Here is a 22,000-nt window from a genome sequence, read left to right on the forward strand (position 1 = left end):
TTATCCGGGCCCCCGGCGCCCGGGTGCCGCCGGTGCGCGGCTCAGCTCCAGCGGAACCAGCGCACGGCCCCCGCCCACGCCCCCGCGGCCCACACGGCCAGCACGAGCAGCGGCAGCGGGTGCGGGGCGCCGGTGAGGAACGTCTCGCGCAGGGCCTGGCCCAGGGCGCCCGAGGGGAGCAGGCCCACGAGCCAGGCGGGGCCCTCCGGCAGCGTGCCGGCCGGGAACAGGGTGCCGCCGACCGCCGCGAGCAGCACCCACACGAGGTTGGTCACGGCCAGCGTGGCCTCGGCGCGCACGGTGCCGGCGAGCAGCAGCCCGAGCCCGGTGAACGCCGCCGCGCCCAGCAGCAGCACCGGCACCGAGACGAGCACGGCGAGCACCCCGGGCCGCCACCCGAGCGCGGCGCCCACGGCCGCCACGAGCACGTACTGCACCGCGAGCACGGCCAGCACGGCCAGCAGCTTCCCGGCGATCAGCCCGCCGCGGCCCAGCGGGGTGGTGGAGAGCAGGCGCAGCACCCCGTAGCGGCGGTCGAAGCCGGTCTGGATGCCCTGGCCGGAGAAGGCGTTGGAGAGCACGCACAGCGCGAGCACGCCGGGCACGGCCACGTCCACGCGCTCGGCCCCGGGCGGAACCACGGCGTCGAGCATGCCGGTCAGGCTCAGCCCGGCGAGGCCCATCAGCGGCAGCACGACCAGCAGCAGCAGCTGCTCGCCGTTGCGCAGCATCGCGACGGTCTCGAAGCGGGCCTGGGCGGCCACGCGGCGCAGCAGCGGGGCGGGGGCGGAGGCGGTCGTCGTCGTCATCGGATCTCCCGTCCGGAGATCTCGAGGAACACGTCCTCGAGGGTGCGGGGCTGGAGGGACAGGGCCTCGGGCATCGTCCCGGTGGTGCCGATCCACCGGGTCACGGCCTCGAGCAGGGGAGGGGTGAGCGGACCGGAGAGCGTCACGGTGCGCTCGGCGCGGCCCACGCGCACGGCGGCGAACTCGGGGGCCTCCCACGGGAACGGGCGCGCCTCGAGCTGGGCGGGGGCCAGGACGAGCTCCAGGACGGAGGGGGCGTCCGCGCCGGGGGCGACGAGCTCGGCCACGGAGCCCTCGGCCATGACCCGGCCATGGTCGACGATGCAGACCCGGTCGGCCAGGCGCTGGGCGTCGTCGAGCAGGTGGGTGGTGAGGATGATGCAGCGGCCCTCGCGGCGCAGCTGGCCGATCAGGTCGAAGACGATGTGGCGCGACTGCGGGTCCAGCCCGGCGGAGGGCTCGTCGAGGAAGACGACCTCCGGGTCCCCGGCCAGGGCGGCCGCGAGCGCCAGGCGCTGGCGCTGCCCGCCGGAGAGCCGCCGCACCACGGTGCGGTCGAAGGCGGCGATGCCCAGCCGCTCGACCAGCTCGTCCATGTCGCGGGGGCTGCGGTGGAGGGCGCAGACGTGGCGCAGCAGCTCGAGGGGGCGCACGGCCTGCGGCAGGCCGCCGTCCTGGAGCATCACGCCCACGCGGGCGCGCAGCGCGGGGGAGGCCCGCCACGGGTCCTGGCCGAGCAGCCGCACGGTCCCCGCGTCGGGGCGCTGCAGGCCCTGGGCGCACTCGAGGGTCGTGGTCTTGCCCGCGCCGTTGGGTCCCAGCAGCGCCGTGACCTCGCCGTGGCGGGCCGTGAGGGAGAGCCCGTCCACGGCGCGCACCGCGTCGCCCGCGGCCGCGCCGCTCCCACGGCGGCGGGCGGGGAAGTGCTTGACGAGCCGCTCGATCGACAGGGCGGGGGCGGCCGGGGGCGCGGGGGAGTTCTGGACGGGCACCGGACCAGTGTAGTGGCGGCGCGCCGGGCCCTGCCCTTGGCCCCGGCGCTCCCACCCGTTATTATGAATAGGTCGGAATTTCCGCCCCGGGACCGCTTAGGTGCGGCTTACTGGCGGGGCCGGAAGAAATTACGACATGATCTGGTTGTGTATTGAGCACCCTGTGGTGCCGCACCGTCGCCGGCCGCCCGCGGCCCCGCGACCACCCCCGAGCAAGGAAGACACGGTTCGACCATGACCCACTCCACGGACGTCCGGAGCCCCGGCCGCTCCGGGCCCCGCGCGGAGGAGGAGAACACCCGCTCGCGCGTGCTCGGCGCGGTGCTGGAGCACGGGCCGGTCTCGGCGGCCGACCTCGGGGAGATGCTCGAGCTGACCCCCGCCGCGGTCCGCCGGCACCTGGACGCCCTCGAGCAGCAGCACTACATCGAGGTGACCATGGTCCGCCGCCGCACCGGCGGCGCCGGCCGGCCCGCCCGCCGCTACGTCGTCGCCCCCGAGGGCCACGCGAAGCTGGGCGACGACTACCTCGAGATCGCCACCGACGCCCTCGAGTCGATCCGCCGCGTCGCCGGGCCCGAGGCCGTGCGCGCCTTCGTCCAGGAGCGCGTGGACCGGCTCGAGGCCGCCTACCGGCCCCGCGTGGAGGCCGCCGGGGACGAGGTCGCCGAGCGCCTGCCCGTGCTCGTGCAGCTGCTGAGCGAGGACGGCTTCGCCGCCTCCACCAACGAGGTGGCCGTGGGGCAGGGGGAGCGGCGCACCATCGTCTCCGCCCAGCTGTGCCAGGGCCACTGCCCGGTCCGCGAGCTCGCCGCCCGCTACCCGCAGTTCTGCGAGCTCGAGACCGACCTGATCGCCCGGCTGCTCGGCACCGACGTGCGCCGGCTCTCCACCCAGGCCGCCGGCGCGCACGTGTGCACGACCCACGTGCCCCTCGCCCGGCCCGCTCCCCGGCCCGCCGCCGGGGCGGCGCCCCCGACACCCGCAGACCAGACCACGGACCACACCAGCAAGGAAGGCCGTCATGACTGAACAGATCGCCCGCGGCAACGACACCGTCATCACCGACATCCTGGAGAAGAACCCGGAGCTCGAGGGCATCGGCACCTACGAGTACGGCTGGGCCGACACCGACACCGCCGGCGCCACCGCCCGCCGCGGCATCAACGAGGACGTCGTCAAGGACATCTCCGCGAAGAAGAGCGAGCCGGAGTGGATGACGAAGCTGCGCCTGAAGGCCCTGAAGTTCTTCGAGCGCAAGCCCATGCCCACCTGGGGCGCGGACCTGTCCGGGATCGACTTCGACAACATCAAGTACTTCGTGCGCTCCACCGAGAAGCAGGCCCAGACCTGGGAGGACCTGCCGGAGGACATCCGCAACACCTACGAGAAGCTCGGCATCCCCGAGGCCGAGCGCGGCCGCCTGGTCGCCGGCGTCGCCGCCCAGTACGAGTCCGAGGTCGTCTACCACCAGATCCGCGAGGACCTCGAGGCCCAGGGCGTGATCTTCATGGACACCGACACCGCCCTCAAGGAGCACCCGGAGTTCTTCGAGGAGTACTTCGGCACGGTCATCCCCGTGGGCGACAACAAGTTCGCCGCGCTGAACACCGCCGTGTGGTCCGGTGGCTCCTTCGTCTACGTCCCCAAGGGCGTGCACGTCGAGATCCCGCTGCAGGCCTACTTCCGGATCAACACCGAGAACATGGGCCAGTTCGAGCGGACGCTGATCATCGCCGACGAGGACTCCTACGTCCACTACATCGAGGGCTGCACCGCGCCGATCTACAAGACCGACTCGCTGCACTCCGCCGTCGTCGAGATCATCGTCAAGAAGAACGCCCGCGTGCGCTACACGACCATCCAGAACTGGTCGAACAACGTGTACAACCTCGTCACCAAGCGCGCGATCGCCCACGAGGGCGCCACCATGGAGTGGATCGACGGCAACATCGGCTCGAAGGTCACCCAGAAGTACCCGGCCGTCTACATGACCGGCGAGCACGCCCGCGGCGAGACCCTCTCGATCGCCTTCGCCGGCGAGGGCCAGCACCAGGACACCGGCTCGAAGATGGTGCACATCGCGCCGAACACGTCGTCGTCGATCGTCTCGAAGTCCGTGGCCCGCAACGGCGGGCGCTCCGCGTACCGCGGTCTCGTGCAGGTGCGCGAGGGCGCGAAGAACGCGAAGTCCAACGTGGTCTGCGACGCCCTGCTGGTGGACACGATCTCCCGCTCCGACACCTACCCCTACGTCGACATCCGCGAGGACGACGTGTCGATGGGCCACGAGGCGACCGTCTCGCGCGTGTCCGAGGAGCAGCTGTTCTACCTCATGCAGCGCGGCCTGGCCGAGGACGAGGCGATGGCGATGATCGTGCGCGGCTTCGTCGAGCCGATCGCCCGCGAGCTGCCCATGGAGTACGCGCTGGAACTGAACCGCCTCATCGAACTGCAGATGGAAGGATCCGTTGGCTGACATGTCGAAGCTGAACGAAACGATGCGCGACGCGGCCGAGGCCGCGACCTCCGCGGCGACCGCGGTCGCCGAGAAGGCCGCCGGCCTCGCCGGGACCGTGACCGAGAAGGCCAAGGACGCCCTGGGCGAGAGCGTGGGCGGGGTGCCCACCGGCGACCGCCGCGTGGCCATCCCCGGGATGGACCAGGAGGGCGAGAAGCTCGCCGACCAGGACGAGCGCACGGGCCAGACCAGGCGCGAGGCCCCCGCGGCCTCCCGCGGCGAGCGCTTCGCGTCCTACGCCGTCGCCGACTTCGCACCGCTGACCGGCAAGGAGGAGGACTTCCGGTTCACCCCGCTCAAGCGCCTGCGCGGGCTGCACACCGACGAGCTGACCGGGCCCGCCCCGGCCGTGCGCGTCGAGGCCCCCGCGGCCGTGCGCACGGAGACCGTCGGCCGCGACGACGCCCGCATCGGCTCCGCGGGCATCCCCGAGGACCGGCTGGCCGCCAACGCCTGGAGCAGCTTCCGCGAGGCCACGGTCGTGACCGTGCCCCGCGAGGCCGAGCTGGAGGGCCCCGTGCTCGTCGACGTCGAGGGGGCCGGGGACGGCGCCGCCGCCCAGCACCTCGTCATCGACGCCCAGCCCTTCTCCAAGGCCCTCGTGGTCCTGCGCCACCACGGCTCCGCCGTGCTCTCGCAGAACGTCGAGTTCCGGGTCGCCGACTCCGCGAACCTCACCGTCGTGACCCTCCAGGAGTGGGACGACGACGCCGTGCACGCCTCCGCGCAGCACGCCCGCCTGGGCCGCGGCGCCCACTTCAAGCACGTGCTCGTCTCCCTCGGCGGCGACCTCGTGCGCGTCACCCCGTCCACCCGCTTCGACGCCCCCGGCGCCTCGGTGGAGATGTACGGGCTGACCTTCGTGGACGCCGGCCAGCACCTCGAGTCCCGGCTGCTCGTGGACCACGCACAGCCGCACTGCACCTCGCGGGTGACCTACAAGTCCGCGCTGCAGGGCGAGAACGCCCACGGCGTGTGGGTCGGCGACGTCCTCATCCGCGCGGCCGCGGAGGGCACCGACACCTACGAGCTCAACCGCAACCTCATCCTCGGCGACGGGCCCCGCATGGACTCGGTGCCCAACCTCGAGATCGAGACCGGCCTGATCGCCGGCGCCGGCCACGCCTCCACCACGGGGCAGCTGGACGACGAGCACCTGTACTACCTCATGTCCCGGGGCATCCCCGAGGACGAGGCGCGCCGGCTCGTGGTCCGCGGCTTCCTCTTCGAGATCCTCCAGCAGATCGGCGTGGAGGACATCGAGGAGCGGCTGCGCGGGGCCGTCGAGGACGAGCTCGCCGCCGCCGACCACTGACCCCTCCCACCCCAGACTTTTTCGACCACAGGAGAACCATCCATGGCAACTCTCGAGATCAAGGACCTGCACGCGTCCGTCGTGCTCGACGACGAGACCACCAAGCCGATCCTCAAGGGCGTGAACCTGACCATCAAGTCCGGTGAGGTCCACGCGATCATGGGACCCAACGGCTCCGGCAAGTCCACCCTGGCCTCCACCATCGCCGGGCACCCCAAGTTCGTCGTCGACTCCGGCCAGGTCCTCCTGGACGGCGAGGACGTCCTGGAGATGTCCGTGGACGAGCGGGCCCGCGCCGGGCTCTTCCTCGCCATGCAGTACCCGGTGGAGATCCCCGGCGTGACGACCTCCAACTTCCTGCGCACCGCCAAGACCGCGATCGACGGCGAGGCCCCCTCGCTGCGCACCTGGACCAAGGACGTCAAGGCGGCCATGGAGCAGCTGAAGATCGCCCCCGAGATGATCCAGCGCAACGTCAACGAGGGCTTCTCCGGCGGTGAGAAGAAGCGCCACGAGATCCTCCAGCTCGAGCTGCTCAAGCCGAAGATCGCGCTGCTGGACGAGACCGACTCCGGTCTCGACGTCGACGCCCTCAAGGTCGTCTCCGAGGGCGTCAACCGCGCCCTCGAGACCAACGACACGGGCATCATGCTGATCACCCACTACACCCGCATCCTGCGCTACATCAAGCCGCAGTTCGTGCACGTGTTCGCCGACGGCCGCGTGGTCGACGAGGGCGGGCCCGAGCTCGCCGACCGGCTCGAGGACGAGGGCTACGACCGCTACCTGGCCGCCGCCCAGTAGTCCTCACCCGCACCCGCCCGAAAGGAGGCCAGCCATGGCCGACACCCCTGCCGAGAACGCCGTCCAGGCGCCCGCCGGCCAGCTCCCCGCGGAGGAGGTCGAGGAGGCGCTCAAGAACGTCATCGACCCCGAGCTCGGCGTGAACATCGTGGACCTCGGGCTGCTCTACGGCCACGAGTGGGCCGAGGACGGCGCCCTGGTCCTGGACATGACCCTCACCACCGCCGCCTGCCCGCTGCAGGACGTCATCGAGGAGCAGTGCGCGCAGAACCTCGACCCGCTGGTGGACGAGTGGCGCGTGAACTGGGTCTGGATGCCGCCGTGGGGTCCCGAGCGGATCACCGAGGACGGCCGCGACCAGATGCGGGCCCTGGGCTTCAACATCTGAGTCCCCTCCCGCGCCGACGGCGCCCGTGCCCACCCGCAGCGGTGGGGGCGGGCGCCGTCGTCGTCCTCCCGCCCGCGCCGGTCCCGGCGCGTCCGTCCGGGTCCGACGGCGTCATCCGTGCGCGCCGGCTGCCGCAGGTCCTACACTCCCGGCATGGGAAGTGCCCTGATCTTCGGGCTCGTCGCCTCCAGCCCCCTGGTGGTCGGCGCCCTGATCGGCGTGCGCTTCACCCTTCCCAAGCGGGTCCTGGCGATCCTGCTCTCGTTCGCCGCCGGTGCGCTCATCACGGCCCTGACCTTCGAGCTGTTCGAGGACGCCTACGAGAAGGGCGGGATCCGGCCGGCCGTGCTCGGCCTCTTCGCGGGGGCCGTGGTCTTCACCGCGCTCAGCGCGCTCCTGGACCGCTGGGCCGCTCCGGGGTCCCGGTCGAGGGAGGTCGAGAAGGAGCAGGGCAGCGTGAAGCTGGACACCGACGCCGCGGCGGAGGGGACGAGCCCCACGGCGGCGTCCACCGGGGGAGCGGCGGGCCCGGCCCTGCTCGCCGCGGTGACCCTGGACGGCGTGCCGGAGAACGTGGCCCTGGGCGTCGCCCTCAGCGAGGGCACCGGCGGGCTGGCGCTGCTCGCGGCGATCTTCGTCTCCAACCTGCCCGAGTCCCTCGTGGGGGCCTCCTCGATGCGCGAGCAGGGGATGTCCGCCGGCAGGGCGGTGGGACTGTGGGCCGTCTGCGGGGTCCTGCTCGTCGGCGCCGTGCTGCTGGGCGCCGGGCCGCTCGCCGGCAGCGCCCCCGAGACGATCTCCCTGCCGCTGGCCTTCGCCGCCGGCGCGGTCATCGCGTCCCTGGCCGACACCCTGATGCCCGAGGCCTACGAGCACGGCGGGCCGGCGGTCGCGCTGAGCACCGCCGCCGGCTTCGTGCTCTCCTTCGCCCTGTCCCTGGCCTGAGCCCTCCGTCCCCGGTTGCGTCCCGCCCGTCGGGGCGGCATGCTCGGGAAGTGAACACCGACGAGAAGCGCATCGCCCTGCTCATCGACGCCGACAACGCCCCGGCCTCGAAGATCGACGTCATCCTCGCGGAGGTCGCCCGCCACGGCGCGGCGAACGTCCGGCGGGCCTACGGCAACTGGAAGAGCCCCCACCTGCAGCAGTGGGAGGCGGTGCTGCACGCCTACGCGATCCGGCCCATCCAGCAGTTCGCCTACAGCACCGGCAAGAATGCCTCCGACATGGCCATGGTCATCGACGCGATGGACCTGCTCTACGCCGGCTCGGTGGACGGCTTCGCGATCGTCTCCAGCGACGCCGACTTCACCCCGCTGGTCATGCGGATCCTCACCGACGGGCACAAGGTCTACGGCTTCGGCCAGCGCCAGACCCCGGAGCCGTTCATCAACGCGTGCTCGCAGTTCACCTACGTCGAGAGCCTCGGCGAGCCCGCCGAGGAGTCCCCGGGCGAGACGACGGGCCCCACCCCGCAGCAGACGCTGCGCCGGGACTCCCGGCTGGTCCGGATGCTGCGCAGCGCGGTCGACGCCGCCAGCGGCGACGACGGCTGGGCCCACCTCGGCGCCGTGGGCCAGCAGATCGGCAACCAGGCCTCCTTCGACTCCCGCAACTACGGCTACCGCAAGCTCAGCGACCTCATCGAGGCCACCGGGCTCTTCGAGGTCCGCCGGGACAACGTGGCCGTGCAGGTGCGCGACCCCCGCCGCAGCTGAGCGCCGCCGGCCTCCGCTCCGGGCCGGGTTTCGGAGTACCTCCGGCGCGGGCTTGTCGCGGGGCGGGGCTCCCCCCCCGGTCCCCGGCCGGTCCGTCGCACACCCGCTCCGCCGCCCCCGGCCGCCGGCATCCTGTGCTCGGGCACACACCGGGCCCTAGACTCGGCACCAGCACCGGAGTCCCCAGGGTGCAGGCGCCCGGACCGGACGGAGCACCGTCCGGCGGCGCCGGAGCGGCTCGACCGAGGAGGAGTCCCGAGATGGAACCGTGGATGTGGATCGTGCTGGCGGTCGTCGTGCTGGCGATCGTGGTCGGACTGGCGCTCGCCTCCGGCCGCAAGCGCAAGGAGCGCGAGCGCGCCCGGGAGCGGGAGAACCAGCAGCGCGCCGCCGAGCTGCGCCGCCGCGGCGAGGAGGAGGAGCTGCGCGCCCGCGAGCAGGAGGCCGACGCCTCGGCGGCCCAGGCGGAGGCGGAGAAGGCCCGGGTCGAGGCCGACCGGCTGGCCCAGGACGCCCGGCGCCGCGCCGAGGAGGCCCAGCAGGTGCGCGGCCGGGCCGAGTCCCACCGGCGCGAGGCCGACGAGCTCGCACCGGACCACCACGACCGCGACGGCGCGGGCGGCCGGGGCGCCGCGACCGCCGGGGCCGCCTTCGCCGGGCGGGCGGGAACGGAGAACGACCGCCACGGCAGCGCCGCGGACCAGGACGGCCCCGCGGACCGGTTGCGGGACGGCTCCGACCGCACGGCCGGGGACCGCGCCGACGACTCCCGCGGGCCGGTGGACGGGCTCCGGGAGCGCACCGACGACCACGCCGGGGGCGGGGACGCCGCTCCCTGGGAGGAGAACGGCGGGCCGGGCGGCGCCGACCGTCCGCGCACCTGACGCCCTGCTCGTTCACCTGCCGGCCGCCACGGGACGACCTCGCGGTGGCGGCCGGCGCACGCCCGGCCCGAGGCGCACGCGAATGGGGCGCAACCACCACGGCCACCCCGACCTGCGCGGCCCCGGCACGCCTGACCGTCCGCCGAGTCCCCTCTGTCGCGGCATTTCCCCCGTTGCGCAACGGGGGAAATGCCGCGACAGAGGGGACTCGACGTTTGTGGTGGTGCGGGGTGGGGGACTCGGCGTGGGCGGCGTGGCTGATGTGGGGACTCGGCGTGGGCGGCGTGGCTGATGTGGGGACTCGGCGTGGGCGGCGCGGCTGATGTGGGGACTCGACGTCGCCGGTGGGCTCGGTGGGGAGTCGGCGTCGCCGGGCGGGGCCGGCGGGGTCAGAAGGCCGCAGCCGGGTTGTCCAGGTCCGCGGCACGGAAGGTGTCGCAGCGGTTGAGGTCGCCGGTCTCGTAGCCGGTGTAGAACCACACCTGGCGCTGGCGGGAGGTGCCGTGGGTGAAGGCCTCGGGGGTGACCCGCCCCTGGGTGGTCTGCTGGATCCGGTCGTCGCCGATCACCTCGGCGGCGTCCAGGGCCTGACCCAGCTGGGCCGGGGTGATCGCCTCCAGGTCCACCGCCCCCGAGGTGTCCCCGGCGGCGTGCCCGGCCCACAGGCCGGCGAGGCAGTCCGCCTGCAGCTCGACCCGCACCGCCCCGGACTCGGGGCCCTGCGGGTCCTGCTGGGCGTAGCCGAGGGTGCCGATCTGGTGTTGGATGTGGTGGCCGAACTCGTGGGCCAGCACGTACTCCTCGGCCAGCGGACCGCCCTCGGCGCCGAACTGCGCCTGCAGCTGCTCGAAGAACCCGACGTCCAGGTAGGCGGTCTCGTCGGCGGGGCAGTAGAAGGGCCCCACGGCCGAGGACGCGGCGCCGCAACCGGTGTCGGTGCGGCCCTGGAAGAGCCGCAGCCCGGGCTGGACGTACTGCTCGCCGGTGGTGGAGGGCAGGTACTCCTCCCAGAACTGGTCGAGGCTCTGGGCGGTGGCGATCATCCGGCAGTCGGTGTACCGGTTGGCGTCCTCCCCCGTGCGGCAGTGCGCGAACTCCTCCTCCGGCGAGCCCTGGGTGGTCGAGCCCTGCCCGGTGCCGCCCGTGAGCTGCTCGACCGCGTCCGGGCCGAAGAGCAGGCCGACGACGAGCAGGAGCAGGGTGCCGCCCAGGCCGCCGCCGACGGCGAGCCCGCGGCCTCCTCCACCGCTCGCGCGGCCCGGGTCGAGCTGGGAGTCGTTGCTGAACGTCATGGGGAGAGCATAAGCCGTCTGACGAACGGTCGGGGAGGGCTCAGCGGGTGCCGGCGATGCGGGGGAAGACCTTGTGCACCGCCACGGCCAGTGCCGCCGCGAGCACGCCCTTGAGCAGGTCGCCCGGCCAGAACACGAGGTCGGCGGCGACCGCCTCGCCCAGCGAGAGCCCGCCCGCGGTCAGCAGCCCCAGGACCCCGCCGAGGTGCAGCACCACGAGGCCGACGAGCGCGCCCGCCAGCAGCCGCAGCAGGTAGGCGCCGGTGCGCTCGTAGCGCGCGCTCGTGGCCCCGCCGTCGTCGTGGCGCCGGGCGGGGATCAGCCACTGGGCCGTGTACCCGGCCGCGGCCGCGGCGAACGGGAACGCGAGCACGTAGCCCGCGGACGGCCCGTCGAGCACGTCGGGCCCGCCGCGGAAGCCCTCGAAGACGGGGGCGCCGGCGAGGCCCGCGAGCACGTAGAGGCCCACGGCGGCCAGGGCGCGGGTGCCGCCCAGCACCAGGCCGGTGAGCAGCACGGCCAGGCTCTGGAGGGTCAGGGGCACGCCGGCGTCCCCGAAGGGCAGGCCGGGCAGCACGGAGACGGCGGCGGTGAGGGCTGCGAACACCGCGATGTTCACGAGGTCCTCGGCGGTCACGGAACGGCGCTGGTCGGTGCTCATGGCCCCAGCCTAGGACCTGCGCGCGTCCGTGTCCGCGTCCCGCCCGCCGGCGGGATCCCCGGAGGCCTCCTGCCCGGGGTCCTCCTGGCGGGCGGCGTCCTTCTCGGTGGCCCCGAAGCGGCCGCCGAGGGCCTGCTGATAGCGCATCCGCTGGTACTTCCAGCGCTCGGCCATCGTGGCCTTCGCCTCGACCCGGTCCTTGGGGTTGACGGGGTCGGGGCCCAGCACGGGGTCGTCGCCGACCTGGTAGCTGTCCGTCCACACCTGGATCACGGCCCAGGCCACGGCGGTGTAGGGGACGGCGAGGATCGCCCCGAAGATCCCGCCGACGAGGGTGCCCACGGTCAGGGCCAGCAGCACCATCAGGGCGTGCAGGCTGAGCGTGCGCCCCATGATGACGGGCTGGAGGATGTTGCCCTCGATCTGGTTGACCACGATGATCCACCCGACCACCGCGAGGGCGATGACCGGGCCGTTGGTGACCAGGGCGACGAGGGCGGCGATGATCCCGGCCACCGTCGCGCCGACGACGGGGATGAAGGCGGTGACGAACACGAGCACGGCCAGGGGCAGGGCCAGGGGCACGCCGACGATCATCAGGAAAGCGCCGATGAACACGGCGTCGATCAGGGCGACCAGCGCGGTGCCGCGCACGTAGCCGCCGAGGACCTGGCTGCCGCGGTCCACCGACTCCGCCAGGCGGGCCCGGCGCTCGCCGCGGAACCAGCGCAGCGTGAAGTTCCACATCTTCTCCCCGTCCTTGAGGAAGAAGAACAGGATCACGACCATCAGCACGAGGCCGGTGAGGAAGGTCGCGGCGGCGGAGAGCCCGCTGAGGGCGCTGCCCGCGAAGCTGCCGCTGGAGACGAACTCACCGGCCCGGCGCAGCGCGGCGTCGACGCTCGCGGTGTCCACCGGCAGGGGGCTGGACTGCAGCAGCCGCTGCAGCTCCGACCAGCCCTCGCCGGCCTGGGCGGCCAGGGTGTCCCACTGGTTGCGCACGGTGAGCACGATCCCGGTGATCACCCCGCCCAGCAGCAGGAGGATGCCGAGGAACGCGGTGAGGGTGGCCAGCAGGTTGGACCAGCCGCGGCGCTCGAGCCACTTCACGACCGGCCCCACCGCGGAGGCGAGGATCAGGGCGACCATCGCGGCGATGACCACGACCTTGATCCGCAGCAGGACCCACACGAGGCCGGCCACGACGGCGGCGATCAGCAGGGTCTGGGCGGCGCGGGAGCCGGCCCGCCCGAGGGAGTCGGCCCAGGGGCTCACGGCCGGGGCCAGCGACCGGGTGGCCTCCTGGAGTCCGGCGGGCTCGTCGGCCGCGTTGGAGGCGGGGACCGCCTGACCGGGGTCGGCCCGCCCCCCGAGGACCGCCTCGGCGTGCAGCGGGGCGGCGGAGGATCCGCCGGAGCGGGCGGCCGGCCGGTCCGGCCGGGAGGACGTGGGCATGGGGTCTCCTCGGGGAGGGCGGTCGGGGGCGCGCGTGCGGGCACGACGGCGTTCGCCCCAACCCTAAGGCGGCTGTCGGAGGGGTGTCCACCGGCCGCGGCGCGGCCCTGCCGCAGCTCGCGGGCGTGGTCCGCGTCATGGGCGGATCCGCGGGCCTCGGCTAGCATGGATGGGTTGCCCGCCCGGGCTCCCGCCTCCCCGCCGTCGTCCGGAAGGACCTCATCACCGTGATCACTGTCCAGAACCTCGAGCTGCGCGCCGGTGCCCGGCTGCTGATGGACGAGGTGAACTTCCGCGTGGACAGGGGGGACAAGATCGGCCTCGTCGGCCGCAACGGCGCCGGGAAGACCACGATGACCAAGGTCCTGGCGGGGGAGACCCTCCCGGCCGCCGGGTCCGTGACCCGCACCGGCACCATCGGCTACCTCCCGCAGGACCCCAAGGTCGAGGACATGGACCAGCTGGCCCGGGACCGGATCCTCTCCGCGCGCAACCTCGCCGGGGTCGTGGCCCGCCTGCGCCAGGCCGAGCAGGACATGGCCTCCGAGGACGAGGCCGTGCGCGCGAAGGCGATGCGCCGCTACGACCGGCTCGAGGCCGAGTTCCTCGCCGGCGGCGGCTACGCGGCGGAGTCCGAGGCCGCCACCATCACCTCCAACCTCGACCTGCCCGAGCGGATCCTCGGCCAGCCGCTGCGCACGCTCTCCGGCGGACAGCGCCGGCGCGTGGAGCTGGCGCGGATCCTGTTCTCCGACGCCGACATCATGCTCCTGGACGAGCCCACCAACCACCTCGACGCCGACTCGGTGGTGTGGCTGCGGGAGTTCCTGAAGAACTTCCAGGGCGGGCTGCTCGTGATCTCCCACGACGTGGAGCTCATGGAGATGGTCGTCAACAAGGTCCTCTACCTCGACGCCAACCGGTGCGTGATCGACCTGTACAACATGGGCTGGAAGAACTACCTGCTCCAGCGCGAGCAGGACGCCCACCGGCGCAAGCGCGAGTACGCCAACGCCGAGAAGAAGGCCTCCGCCCTCATGGAGCAGGCCAACAAGATGCGCGCCAAGGCCACCAAGGCGGTCGCGGCCCAGCAGATGATCAAGCGCGCGGAGCGGCTCATGCAGGGCCTCGAGGGCGAGCGCGTGCAGGACCGGGTCGCGGCCATCCGCTTCCCCAAGCCCGCCGACTGCGGCAAGACCCCGCTCACCGCCCGCGGGCTGTCGAAGTCCTACGGCTCGCTGGAGATCTTCACCGACGTCGACCTGGCGATCGACAAGGGCTCGCGCGTGGTGATCCTCGGCTTCAACGGCGCGGGCAAGACCACGCTGCTGCGCATGCTCGCAGGGGAGGCCGCCCCGGACACCGGCGAGGTCCGCCCCGGCCACGGGCTCAAGCTCGGCTACTTCGCCCAGGAGCACGACACCCTCGACCACGACCGCACGGTGCTCGAGAACATGCGCAGCGCCGCCCCGGACCTCGCGGACACCGAGGTGCGCAACATCCTCGGGTCCTTCCTCTTCCAGGGCGACGACGTCGCCAAGCCCGCCGGCGTCCTCTCCGGCGGGGAGAAGACGCGCCTGGCCCTGGCGACCCTCGTGGCCTCCTCGGCCAACGTCCTGCTCCTGGACGAGCCCACCAACAACCTGGACCCGGCCTCCCGCCAGGAGATCCTCAACGCGCTGCGCACCTACGAGGGCGCGGTCGTGCTCGTCTCCCACGACGAGGGCGCGGTCGAGGCCCTGGACCCCGAGCGCGTGGTCATCCTGCCCGACGGCACGGAGGACCTGTGGAGCCAGGAGTACCAGGACCTGATCTCGCTGGCGTGAGGACCCGGCGGCCCGGTCGGGCGAAGGAGCGGCGCGTGGAGGCCTCCCCGGAGGACCGGATCCGGGCCGGGCTGCGCCGCGGGGACCTCGACGAGGTCCGGGACCGGCTGCTGGCCCGGTCCCTGCCGGAGCAGGTCGCGCTGCTGGAGCGGCTGGCGCCCGCCGACCGGGCCGTGGTCTACCGCCTGCTCCCGCGCGGGCGCGCCTTCGAGGTCTTCACCCGGCTCGACGCCCCGCTGCAGCGGGAGCTGCTCGAGGCGCTGCAGGAGGAAGAGGTCCGCGGCGTCGTCGACGACCTCGACCCCGACGACCGCGTCCGGCTGCTCGACGAGCTGCCCGCCACGGTCGCCCGCCGGCTGCTGGCCGGGCTGACGCCCCAGGAGCAGGACGCCACGGGTCTCGTCATGGGCTACCCCTCCGGCTCCGTCGGGCGGCTGATGAGCCCGGAGCTCGTGGTGCTCGACGCGGCGGCGACCGCGGCGCAGGCCCGGGACACGGTGCGCTCGCGGCTGGAGACGGCCGAGACCGTCTACATGCTCCCGGTCGTGACCGCCGGCCGGCTCACCGGCGTGGTGGGGCTGCGCCGGCTGCTGGCCGCCGACGACGACGTGCCCGTGGCCGCCCTCGCCCGCGAGCCCGTGGCCGTCGACGCCCGCGTGCCGGCGGAGGAGGCCGCCCGGCTGTGCGCCCGGGAGAAGCTCGTGGCCCTGCCGGTCGTGGACGGGGACCGGCGGCCCGTGGGGGTCTTCACCTTCGACGACGCGCTCGACGTCCTGGAGGCGGCCGAGGACGAGGACGTCGCCCGCTCCGGCGGCGCCGAGCCGCTGGGCCGGCCCTACCTGTCCACGCCCGTGCGCGCCGTCTACCGGGCCCGCATCGTGTGGCTGCTCGTGCTGGGGGTCGGGGCGACCCTGACGGTGCGCGTGCTCGAGGCCTTCGAGGCGACCCTCGAGCAGATGGTCGTGCTCAGCGTGTTCATCCCCCTGCTCATCGGCACCGGCGGCAACACCGGCAACCAGGCCGCCACCACCGTCACCCGCGCCCTGGCCCTGGGCGACGTGCGGGTGCGCGACGGCGCCCGCGTGGCGCTGCGCGAGCTGCGCACCGGGGCCCTGCTGGGCGCCAGCCTGGGCACGGCCGGGCTGGTGGGCGTGGGGCTGCTCTACGGCTGGGACGTGGGACTGGTCATCGGCCTGACCCTGCTCGTGGTCTGCTCGCTCGCGGCGACCGTCGGCGGGCTCATGCCCGTCCTGGCGCGGGCGCTGCGGGTGGACCCCGCCGTGTTCTCCAACCCGTTCATCACGACCTTCGTCGACGCCTCCGGGCTGGTCGTCTACTTCCTCGTCGCCGCCGCGGTGCTCGGCCTGTGAGCCCCGCCCCCGCCCGCACGGCACGGGACCGCCGGGCGGGCGGGGGCCGCTCAGCGCGGGTCCCGCAGGACCACCGGCCCCGCGGCGGCGCACAGGCCGGCGGCCGCCGCCCCCGGCCGACAGGCCCGCGACCGGGTCCCCGGGCGGGGACGGCCGGGCGGGGCGGCAGGGCTCAGTCGCCGGCGGCCCGGCGCTCGAGCGCGTCCAGCAGCGCGTCCTCCTCGTCCTCGGCCGTGGGCCGGGAGCGCCGGCGCTGCGGCCGGGGCCGCATGAGCTGCTTGAGGTGCGGGGGCATGTCGTCGGCCATCTCCAGCTCGCGCAGGACCAGCTCCTCGTCCCCCTCGCCGATGTAGGTCCCGTCCTCGTCGTAGAAGCGCGCGAGCCGTCGCTCCACCTCGGCCGCGTACTGCCGGTCCCACTCGTCGTTGCGGACCTGCTGGCGGGCCGCCCAGCCGTAGGCGACGAAGAACAGGGCGGCGAACGCGTACCACTGCAGGGAGTAGGACAGGTGCGGCCCCGAGTCGACCTCCGGGGCCGGGGCCGGGGCCGGTGCCGTGGCGGGGGACGGCTGCTCGGAGCGGACCTCGCCGTAGGCGGCGGTGCCGATCGCGTACCCCCACCGGTCCCGGAGCTCGTCCAGGTCCACGGAGGCGATCTGGCCCTCCGGGGCCCCGCGGTCCACGGCGGGCTCGCCCGGCTGGAGCCGGGCCTCGACGACGACCTCGCCGGCGGGCGGGGCGGGCACCTCGTCCGGCATCCCGTTGGCGGCCTCGCCCGTGGGCACCCAGCCGCGGTCCAGCACGACCGTCGCGCCGCCGGTGGTGCGGAAGGGCACGAGCACCTCGTAGCCCACGCGCCCGTCCTGGGGGCGGTTGCGCACGAGCACCTGGTCCTCGGGCAGGTAGCGTCCGGTCAGCCGCACGGGGTGCCAGGTCAGGGACGGGTCGGCGCGCGCGAACGGGGCCGCGGCCGCCGACCCCTCGAGCGGCTCGGCGTCGTAGTTGCGCTCGATCTTGGCGTTCTCGCCGGTGAGGTGGTCGTTGCGGTCCATCTGCCAGCCGGCGAGGTGGACCGAGACGGCCGCGGCGGCGCAGGCGAGCAGGAACCACCCGATCCAGCGGCCGCTGAGCAGGAAGCGGTAGCGGCCCATCTCAGGCGTTCTCCGCCGGTGCCCCGCCGGCCGCGTCCGGGCCGGTCATGGGCACGGTGTCCTTCCAGAAGCCGCGGGCGCGCAGGAACTGCTCGAGGTGCTCGCGGTGGTCGGGGCAGGCCAGCCAGGTCTTGCGCCGCTCGGGGGTGTGCACGCGCGGGTTGTTCCAGCGGATCCGCCACGCGGCCGCCTCCCGGCAGCCCTTGCGCGAGCACTGCGGGGCGTCGGGTCCCGCGGGGGTGTTCTCCCGGTCCCGCGGCGTCAGCGATCCCAGCAGGTCGAACTCCACGGCGGTCGTGCTCCTCAACAGTGCGGCGGGCGCGGCGGGCGGCTCAGGCGGCGCCGCGGGAACGGTCGTCCCCGACAGTAGCCGAGGAACCCTGGCCCCCGCTGGGAGCCGGCCCGGGCCCGGAGCGGCCCGGGCCGGGTCCTCCGGCGGCGGGCTCCGCGGGCTCCTTCGGGTCGCCGTGCCCGGCGACGAACTCGCCCTCGATGACCTGCTCGACCGCCGCCGGTGCCGGGCGCGGCGCCTCCGGGGCGGCGGTGAGCGCGGGGGCCGCGGGCGGCTCGTAGTAGTGGCTGGTGCGCGCGGAGCGGTCGGCGCCGCGGTTGGCCAGCAGCACCGCCATCCAGGGCAGGACCGCCACCCCGGCGATCGCCACGCCCCGCACCCACAGGTTGTCGACGAGCACGAACACGATCAGGCACACGACGCGCAGCCCCATCTGGATGCCGTAGACCTTCATCCGGTGGCCCATGTCCTGGGTGTGCGGTGCCGCGGTCGTCGTGATGGAGTGGACGTCCTCGCCCCCGGCCTCGCCGGTGGTCAGATAGCGCTTGCTCATGGCCCTCCCGAATCAGACGCCCCATTCTCGCACCCGGCACCGACATCGCGCTCCCCGCCGGGCCCCCGGACCGGACCGGTCCCGGCGCCGGACGGTGCCCCGCGCACGCTACCGGCCGGTTCCCGGGCCTGCCGATACGATGGGACCCGTTCCCGCCCGCCGGCGCGCCCGTGCCGCGGGCAGCACCCGCGCCTCCCGACCGAAAGGCCCCACCTCCCATGGCAGACCAGCAGACCGGCCCGTCCCCGCGCACCGTCCTCGTCACCGGCGGCAACCGGGGCATCGGACGGGCCATCGCGCAGGCCTTCAAGGACGCCGGGGACAACGTGGCCGTCACCCACCGCTCCGGCGAGGCCCCCGAGGGCTTCCTCGCCGTGCAGGCCGACGTCACCGACGCCGCGTCGATCGACGCCGCCTTCAAGGCCGTCGAGGCCGAGTTCGGCCCGGTCGAGGTCGTCGTGGCCAACGCGGGCATCACCCGCGACACCCTGCTGCTGCGGATGAAGGAGCAGGACTTCCAGGACGTCGTGGACACCAACCTCACCGGTGCGTTCCGCGTCGTCCAGCGCGCGGCCAAGGGCTTCATGCGCCTGAAGCGCGGCCGCGTGGTGCTGATCTCCTCGGTGGTCGGCCTCTACGGCTCGCCCGGCCAGGTCAACTACGCCGCCTCGAAGGCCGGGCTCGTCGGCATGGCCCGCTCCATCACCCGCGAGCTGGGCGGGCGCAACGTGACCGCCAACGTCGTCGCCCCCGGGTTCATCAACACCGAGATGACGGCGGCCCTGCCGGAGGACACCCAGAGGGACTACCTCGCGTCCATCCCGGCCGGCCGCTTCGCCGAGCCCGAGGAGGTCGCCGCGGTCGTGCGCTGGATCGCCTCGGACGAGGCGAAGTACATCTCCGGGGCCGTCATCCCCGTCGACGGCGGCCTCGGCATGGGCCACTGAGCCCGGCCCCCACGATCCCCGCACGTTCCACCGAAGGAGCACCATGAGTTCACTCGCAGGCAAGACCGCGGTCGTCACCGGGTCCTCGCGCGGCGTCGGCGCCGACACCGCCAGGCTGCTGGCCGCCCAGGGCGCCAACGTCGTCGTCAACTACCGGCAGAAGGCCCCGCGCGCCACCAAGGTCGTCAAGGAGATCGAGGCCGCCGGCGGGCACGCGATCGCCGTGCAGGCCGACATGACCGAGCCCTCCGACGTCCGCCGCCTGTTCGCCGAGGCCGTCGAGGCCTTCGGCGGGGTCGACGTCCTCGTCCTCAACGCCTCCGGCGGGATGGAGACCGACCTGGGGGAGGACTACGCCCTGAAGCTCAACCGCGACGCCCAGGACGACACCCTCACCGCCGCCCTGGAGCACCTGCCCGAGGGCGGGCGCGTGGTCTTCGTGACCAGCCACCAGGCGCACTTCATCAACGACGTCGAGACCATGCCGGAGTACGTGGAGGTCGCGAGGTCCAAGCGCGCGGGCGAGGACACCCTCACGGCCCGCATCCCCGAGCTGTCCGCGAAGGGCATCACCTTCGTGGTGGTCTCCGGGGACATGATCGAGGGCACCGTCACCGCGACCCTGCTCAACCGTGCCCGCCCCGGCGCCCTCGAGCAGCGCCGCGAGGCCGCCGGCAGGCTCTACTCCGTGCACGAGTTCGCCGAGGAGATCGCGCGGATGGTCACCGCCGACGTCCCCACGGGGCACGTCGAGCTCGTGGGCGGGGCCGAGGACTTCCTCGCCCAGGCCGGCGGCCGCTAGCACCCACGCCGCCGGGGCCGGAACGGCGCGCCCGGGGCTCAGCCGCCGGGCGCGCCGGCGTCCTCGATGCTGACCATCCAGTGCATCCCGAACCGGTCGGTGCACATCCCGAACAGCCCGCCCCACGGGGGCCGCTCCAGCGGCATGGTCACCGCCCCGCCGTCGCTGAGCCGCTCCCACCAGCCGCGCAGCAGCGCCTCGTCGTCGCCGCCCACCGAGAGGGAGACGTTGTCCCCGGGGGTGAGGTCCACGGCCCCCGGGGTGTCGGAGGCCATGAGCACGAGGCCGTGCTCGGTGGTCAGCGACGCGTGCATGACCTTCTGCGCCTCGGCGGGGTCCTCGCTCGCGCCGTACTCGGCGAAGCGGCTGATCGTCAGCTCCCCGCCGAACACGGAGCGGTAGTACGTCATCGCCTCCTCGGCGGTGTCGCGGAAGGTGAGGTAGGGGTTCAGCTGCACGGCCACGTCGGGTCCTCCGTCTCGTCCGGTCCTCGCCCCTCCCATCCTGGTACCGCGGCGGGCTCCGGGGAAGCCCGCGCGGGGCGCCGGCCGGTCCGTGACGGAGGGGCCGGCAGCCCGTCCCGGGGCCGTGCCGGGCGGGGCCCCGCGGCGTACGCTGGGCCCATGAGCAGAGTGCAGTACTACGTGGCGGCCAGCGCCGACGGGTACATCGCCGACCGGGAGAACCACCTCGACTGGCTGCTGCAGTACGGCTTCGAGGCCTACCAGGACCACTACGACGCGTTCCTCGCCGAGGTCGGCGCCCTGGCCATGGGGGCGAGCACCTACGAGTTCGTCCTCGGCCAGGAGGAGGCGTGGGCCTACGGGGACCTGCCCACGTGGGTGTTCACCCACCGGGAGCTCCCGCGCGTGCCCGGGGCGGACCTGCGCTTCACGGCCGGGGACGTCGCCGTGCAGCTGGGGGCGATGCTCGACTCCGCCGGCGGGCGCAACCTCTGGGTCGTGGGCGGGGGCCGGCTGGCGGCCCAGTTCGCCGACACCGACCTGCTCGACGAGCTGTGGCTGACGGCGATGCCGATCGTGCTCGGCGCCGGCCACCCCGTGCTGCCCACCGCCCGGCACAAGGACCTGCGGCTGCAGCGCACCACGCACTTCGAGGGCGGGGCCGTGGAGCTGCGCTACGCCCTGCAGCCGGGCCGGCAGGTCTGGCCGGAGTGATCCGGCGCGCCGGGACGGCCGGGGCCGCTCACAGGTCGGCGAAGAAGCGCACCGCGTCGAGGTTGGGGATGTTCAGCTGCGCGTCGGCGGCGGCGCGCAGGGCCGGCTTCGCGTTGTAGGCCACGCCCAGTCCCGCGGCGGCGAGCATGTCGAGGTCGTTGGCGCCGTCGCCCACGGCCACGACGTCGGCGGGCTCCACGTCCAGCTCCTCGGCCCACCGGCGCAGGGAGCGCTCCTTGGCGGCGCGGTCCACGACCTCACCGACCACGCGGCCGGTCAGCCGCCCGCCGGAGACCTCGAGGGTGTTGGCCGTGTGCCGGGTCAGCTCCAGCTGCCGGGCCAGCGGGTCGAGGACCTCCAGGAACCCGCCGGAGACCGCGGCCACGCCGTGGCCCTCCCGCAGGAACGCCTTCACGAGCACCGCCGCCCCGGGGGAGAGGCGCACCGCGGCGGCGACGTCCTCCAGCACCGAGACCGGCAGCCCCTCGAGCGCGCGCACCCGGGCGTGCAGGGACTCGGCGAAGTCGAGCTCCCCGCGCATGGCCGCCTCGGTGACCTCGGCGACCTCCGCCTCCCGGCCGGCGTGGGCGGCGAGCAGCTCGATCACCTCCTGCTGGATCAGCGTCGAGTCGACGTCGAGGACCAGCAGCTTGCGCCGGTCGGGGTCGAACAGGCGGGTGGGGACGACGTTGACGTCCACCCCGGGCATGAGCTGGGCGAGGGGGTCGGGGCGCAGCGCGGCGAGCAGGCCGCGGGCGTCCCCGCCGCGCAGCAGGGCGGTGAACGCGTTGTAGCCGGGCACCTGCGCGTCCGGGCCGGCGGAGCCGGAGCCGGTGACGCGCACGGCCGAGAACCGCTCGACCTCGGCCCCGGCGTCCTGCACCATCGCGAGGATGCGCTCCCGCGCCTCCGGGTCCGGATGCTGGGCGAACGCGATCACGGCGAGGTCGGTGGTCATGGGCCCCAGTGTATCCACCGCGCGCCCCGGGCCCGCCCGGGACGCCACGCCCCGGGAGGGCCCGGGGCGTGTCCTAGAGTGGCGG

At 74.1% G+C, this 22,000-nt stretch carries 23 protein-coding genes; 13 read left to right on the forward strand and 10 right to left on the reverse strand.

Going from position 1 to position 22,000, the window contains the following annotated elements; translation table 11 throughout:
- Positions 1 to 41: 41 nt before the first annotated feature.
- The gene (locus AS188_RS09690) at positions 42 to 809 is read right to left on the reverse strand and encodes an ABC transporter permease (RefSeq protein WP_058858675.1); all 768 of its coding nucleotides are present in this window, start codon (positions 807 to 809) and stop codon (positions 42 to 44) included.
- Positions 806 to 1,801 carry an ABC transporter ATP-binding protein gene (locus AS188_RS09695; RefSeq protein WP_058858676.1) on the reverse strand — a complete coding sequence of 332 codons (996 nt, stop codon included), beginning with the start codon at positions 1,799 to 1,801 and terminating at the stop codon, positions 806 to 808. Before AS188_RS09695 ends, AS188_RS09690 begins: the two co-directional genes overlap by 4 nt.
- 234 nt (positions 1,802 to 2,035) lie before the next feature.
- On the opposite strand from AS188_RS09695, the gene AS188_RS09700 reads away from it, so the two are divergent.
- The 8 genes from AS188_RS09700 to AS188_RS09735 all read left to right on the forward strand — a co-directional run bounded on the left by AS188_RS09700 (position 2,036) and on the right by AS188_RS09735 (position 9,431).
- On the forward strand, positions 2,036 to 2,833 hold the full coding sequence (locus AS188_RS09700; RefSeq protein WP_058858677.1) for a helix-turn-helix transcriptional regulator: 798 nt from the start codon (positions 2,036 to 2,038) through the stop codon (positions 2,831 to 2,833).
- Positions 2,826 to 4,280, forward strand: coding sequence for a Fe-S cluster assembly protein SufB (gene sufB / locus AS188_RS09705; protein WP_058858678.1), 1,455 nt, complete (start codon positions 2,826 to 2,828; stop codon positions 4,278 to 4,280). Before AS188_RS09700 ends, sufB begins: the two co-directional genes overlap by 8 nt.
- A 1-nt stretch (position 4,281) precedes the next feature.
- Positions 4,282 to 5,637, forward strand: a complete 1,356-nt coding sequence (sufD, locus tag AS188_RS09710) for a Fe-S cluster assembly protein SufD (RefSeq protein WP_373865632.1) — start codon at positions 4,282 to 4,284, stop codon at positions 5,635 to 5,637.
- A 42-nt stretch (positions 5,638 to 5,679) separates the two neighbouring features.
- Positions 5,680 to 6,441 (forward strand): Fe-S cluster assembly ATPase SufC, encoded by a 762-nt coding sequence (gene sufC / locus AS188_RS09715; RefSeq protein ID WP_058858679.1) that lies wholly within the window; start codon positions 5,680 to 5,682, stop codon positions 6,439 to 6,441.
- A 34-nt stretch (positions 6,442 to 6,475) separates the two neighbouring features.
- On the forward strand, positions 6,476 to 6,829 hold the full coding sequence (locus AS188_RS09720) for a metal-sulfur cluster assembly factor (RefSeq protein ID WP_058858680.1): 354 nt from the start codon (positions 6,476 to 6,478) through the stop codon (positions 6,827 to 6,829).
- A 153-nt stretch (positions 6,830 to 6,982) separates the two neighbouring features.
- The gene (locus AS188_RS09725) at positions 6,983 to 7,774 is read left to right on the forward strand and encodes a ZIP family metal transporter (RefSeq protein WP_058858681.1); all 792 of its coding nucleotides are present in this window, start codon (positions 6,983 to 6,985) and stop codon (positions 7,772 to 7,774) included.
- Between the two features lie 50 nt (positions 7,775 to 7,824).
- Entirely contained in the window at positions 7,825 to 8,547 is a 723-nt protein-coding gene (locus AS188_RS09730; RefSeq protein WP_058858682.1) for an NYN domain-containing protein, read from the forward strand.
- 260 nt (positions 8,548 to 8,807) lie between these two features.
- The gene (locus AS188_RS09735; RefSeq protein ID WP_058858683.1) at positions 8,808 to 9,431 is read left to right on the forward strand and encodes a hypothetical protein; all 624 of its coding nucleotides are present in this window, start codon (positions 8,808 to 8,810) and stop codon (positions 9,429 to 9,431) included.
- 389 nt (positions 9,432 to 9,820) lie between these two features.
- On the opposite strand, the gene ypfJ is transcribed toward AS188_RS09735, so the two are convergent.
- The 3 genes from ypfJ to AS188_RS09750 are packed head-to-tail and all read right to left on the reverse strand — an operon-like array spanning position 9,821 to position 12,839.
- A complete protein-coding gene (gene ypfJ, locus AS188_RS09740) occupies positions 9,821 to 10,723 on the reverse strand; it encodes a KPN_02809 family neutral zinc metallopeptidase (protein ID WP_058858684.1) in 903 nt (300 codons plus the stop codon).
- A 40-nt stretch (positions 10,724 to 10,763) separates the two neighbouring features.
- Positions 10,764 to 11,384: a biotin transporter BioY gene (locus AS188_RS09745; protein WP_058858685.1), complete on the reverse strand. Its 621-nt coding sequence runs from the start codon at positions 11,382 to 11,384 to the stop codon at positions 10,764 to 10,766.
- Between the two features lie 9 nt (positions 11,385 to 11,393).
- Entirely contained in the window at positions 11,394 to 12,839 is a 1,446-nt protein-coding gene (locus AS188_RS09750; RefSeq protein WP_083529379.1) for an AI-2E family transporter, read from the reverse strand.
- Between the two features lie 227 nt (positions 12,840 to 13,066).
- Between AS188_RS09750 and AS188_RS09755 the strand changes: the two genes are divergently transcribed.
- A complete protein-coding gene (locus tag AS188_RS09755; protein ID WP_058858686.1) occupies positions 13,067 to 14,665 on the forward strand; it encodes an ABC-F family ATP-binding cassette domain-containing protein in 1,599 nt (532 codons plus the stop codon).
- Positions 14,666 to 14,700: 35 nt separating this feature from the next.
- Positions 14,701 to 16,035: a magnesium transporter gene (gene mgtE, locus AS188_RS09760; RefSeq protein WP_058858687.1), complete on the forward strand. Its 1,335-nt coding sequence runs from the start codon at positions 14,701 to 14,703 to the stop codon at positions 16,033 to 16,035.
- 172 nt (positions 16,036 to 16,207) lie between these two features.
- Here the strand turns inward: mgtE and AS188_RS09765 are convergent, their stop codons facing one another.
- Genes AS188_RS09765 through AS188_RS09775 form a run of 3 tightly spaced genes read right to left on the reverse strand, consistent with a single transcriptional unit; the run spans position 16,208 to position 18,030 of the window.
- Positions 16,208 to 17,185 carry an SURF1 family cytochrome oxidase biogenesis protein gene (locus AS188_RS09765; RefSeq protein ID WP_058858688.1) on the reverse strand — a complete coding sequence of 326 codons (978 nt, stop codon included), beginning with the start codon at positions 17,183 to 17,185 and terminating at the stop codon, positions 16,208 to 16,210.
- Between the two features lies 1 nt (position 17,186).
- Positions 17,187 to 17,474: a hypothetical protein gene (locus AS188_RS09770; RefSeq protein WP_058858689.1), complete on the reverse strand. Its 288-nt coding sequence runs from the start codon at positions 17,472 to 17,474 to the stop codon at positions 17,187 to 17,189.
- 43 nt (positions 17,475 to 17,517) lie between these two features.
- A complete protein-coding gene (locus AS188_RS09775) occupies positions 17,518 to 18,030 on the reverse strand; it encodes a DUF3099 domain-containing protein (protein WP_083529380.1) in 513 nt (170 codons plus the stop codon).
- A gap of 218 nt (positions 18,031 to 18,248) precedes the next feature.
- Between AS188_RS09775 and AS188_RS09780 the strand changes: the two genes are divergently transcribed.
- On the forward strand, positions 18,249 to 18,977 hold the full coding sequence (locus tag AS188_RS09780) for a beta-ketoacyl-ACP reductase (RefSeq protein WP_058858690.1): 729 nt from the start codon (positions 18,249 to 18,251) through the stop codon (positions 18,975 to 18,977).
- A gap of 43 nt (positions 18,978 to 19,020) precedes the next feature.
- On the forward strand, positions 19,021 to 19,779 hold the full coding sequence (locus AS188_RS09785) for an SDR family oxidoreductase (protein WP_058858691.1): 759 nt from the start codon (positions 19,021 to 19,023) through the stop codon (positions 19,777 to 19,779).
- A gap of 38 nt (positions 19,780 to 19,817) precedes the next feature.
- Here the strand turns inward: AS188_RS09785 and AS188_RS09790 are convergent, their stop codons facing one another.
- Positions 19,818 to 20,243: a VOC family protein gene (locus AS188_RS09790; RefSeq protein WP_112254795.1), complete on the reverse strand. Its 426-nt coding sequence runs from the start codon at positions 20,241 to 20,243 to the stop codon at positions 19,818 to 19,820.
- 159 nt (positions 20,244 to 20,402) lie between these two features.
- On the opposite strand from AS188_RS09790, the gene AS188_RS09795 reads away from it, so the two are divergent.
- On the forward strand, positions 20,403 to 20,957 hold the full coding sequence (locus AS188_RS09795) for a dihydrofolate reductase family protein (RefSeq protein WP_058858693.1): 555 nt from the start codon (positions 20,403 to 20,405) through the stop codon (positions 20,955 to 20,957).
- A gap of 28 nt (positions 20,958 to 20,985) precedes the next feature.
- Here the strand turns inward: AS188_RS09795 and serB are convergent, their stop codons facing one another.
- Complete coding sequence (serB, locus tag AS188_RS09800) at positions 20,986 to 21,915, reverse strand: phosphoserine phosphatase SerB (protein ID WP_058858694.1); 930 nt, start codon at positions 21,913 to 21,915, stop codon at positions 20,986 to 20,988.
- Positions 21,916 to 22,000 lie beyond the last annotated feature (85 nt).

Source organism: Kocuria flava, assembly GCF_001482365.1.
In the GTDB taxonomy this organism is placed as follows: Bacteria; Actinomycetota; Actinomycetes; order Actinomycetales; family Micrococcaceae; genus Kocuria; species Kocuria flava.

Excerpts from the sequence above, each read along its gene's own strand:
- AS188_RS09690 (WP_058858675.1), bottom strand. The coding sequence starts at position 809 with ATGACGACGACGACCGCCTCCGCCCCCGCCCCGCTGCTGCGCCGCGTG.
- AS188_RS09700 (WP_058858677.1), top strand. The coding sequence starts at position 2,036 with ATGACCCACTCCACGGACGTCCGGAGCCCCGGCCGCTCCGGGCCCCGC.
- sufB (WP_058858678.1), top strand. The coding sequence starts at position 2,826 with ATGACTGAACAGATCGCCCGCGGCAACGACACCGTCATCACCGACATC.
- sufD (WP_373865632.1), top strand. The coding sequence starts at position 4,282 with ATGTCGAAGCTGAACGAAACGATGCGCGACGCGGCCGAGGCCGCGACC.
- sufC (WP_058858679.1), top strand. The coding sequence starts at position 5,680 with ATGGCAACTCTCGAGATCAAGGACCTGCACGCGTCCGTCGTGCTCGAC.
- AS188_RS09720 (WP_058858680.1), top strand. The coding sequence starts at position 6,476 with ATGGCCGACACCCCTGCCGAGAACGCCGTCCAGGCGCCCGCCGGCCAG.
- AS188_RS09725 (WP_058858681.1), top strand. The coding sequence starts at position 6,983 with ATGGGAAGTGCCCTGATCTTCGGGCTCGTCGCCTCCAGCCCCCTGGTG.
- AS188_RS09735 (WP_058858683.1), top strand. The coding sequence starts at position 8,808 with ATGGAACCGTGGATGTGGATCGTGCTGGCGGTCGTCGTGCTGGCGATC.
- ypfJ (WP_058858684.1), bottom strand. The coding sequence starts at position 10,723 with ATGACGTTCAGCAACGACTCCCAGCTCGACCCGGGCCGCGCGAGCGGT.
- AS188_RS09745 (WP_058858685.1), bottom strand. The coding sequence starts at position 11,384 with ATGAGCACCGACCAGCGCCGTTCCGTGACCGCCGAGGACCTCGTGAAC.
- AS188_RS09750 (WP_083529379.1), bottom strand. The coding sequence starts at position 12,839 with ATGCCCACGTCCTCCCGGCCGGACCGGCCGGCCGCCCGCTCCGGCGGA.
- AS188_RS09765 (WP_058858688.1), bottom strand. The coding sequence starts at position 17,185 with ATGGGCCGCTACCGCTTCCTGCTCAGCGGCCGCTGGATCGGGTGGTTC.
- AS188_RS09775 (WP_083529380.1), bottom strand. The coding sequence starts at position 18,030 with ATGAGCAAGCGCTATCTGACCACCGGCGAGGCCGGGGGCGAGGACGTC.
- AS188_RS09780 (WP_058858690.1), top strand. The coding sequence starts at position 18,249 with ATGGCAGACCAGCAGACCGGCCCGTCCCCGCGCACCGTCCTCGTCACC.
- AS188_RS09785 (WP_058858691.1), top strand. The coding sequence starts at position 19,021 with ATGAGTTCACTCGCAGGCAAGACCGCGGTCGTCACCGGGTCCTCGCGC.
- AS188_RS09795 (WP_058858693.1), top strand. The coding sequence starts at position 20,403 with ATGAGCAGAGTGCAGTACTACGTGGCGGCCAGCGCCGACGGGTACATC.
- serB (WP_058858694.1), bottom strand. The coding sequence starts at position 21,915 with ATGACCACCGACCTCGCCGTGATCGCGTTCGCCCAGCATCCGGACCCG.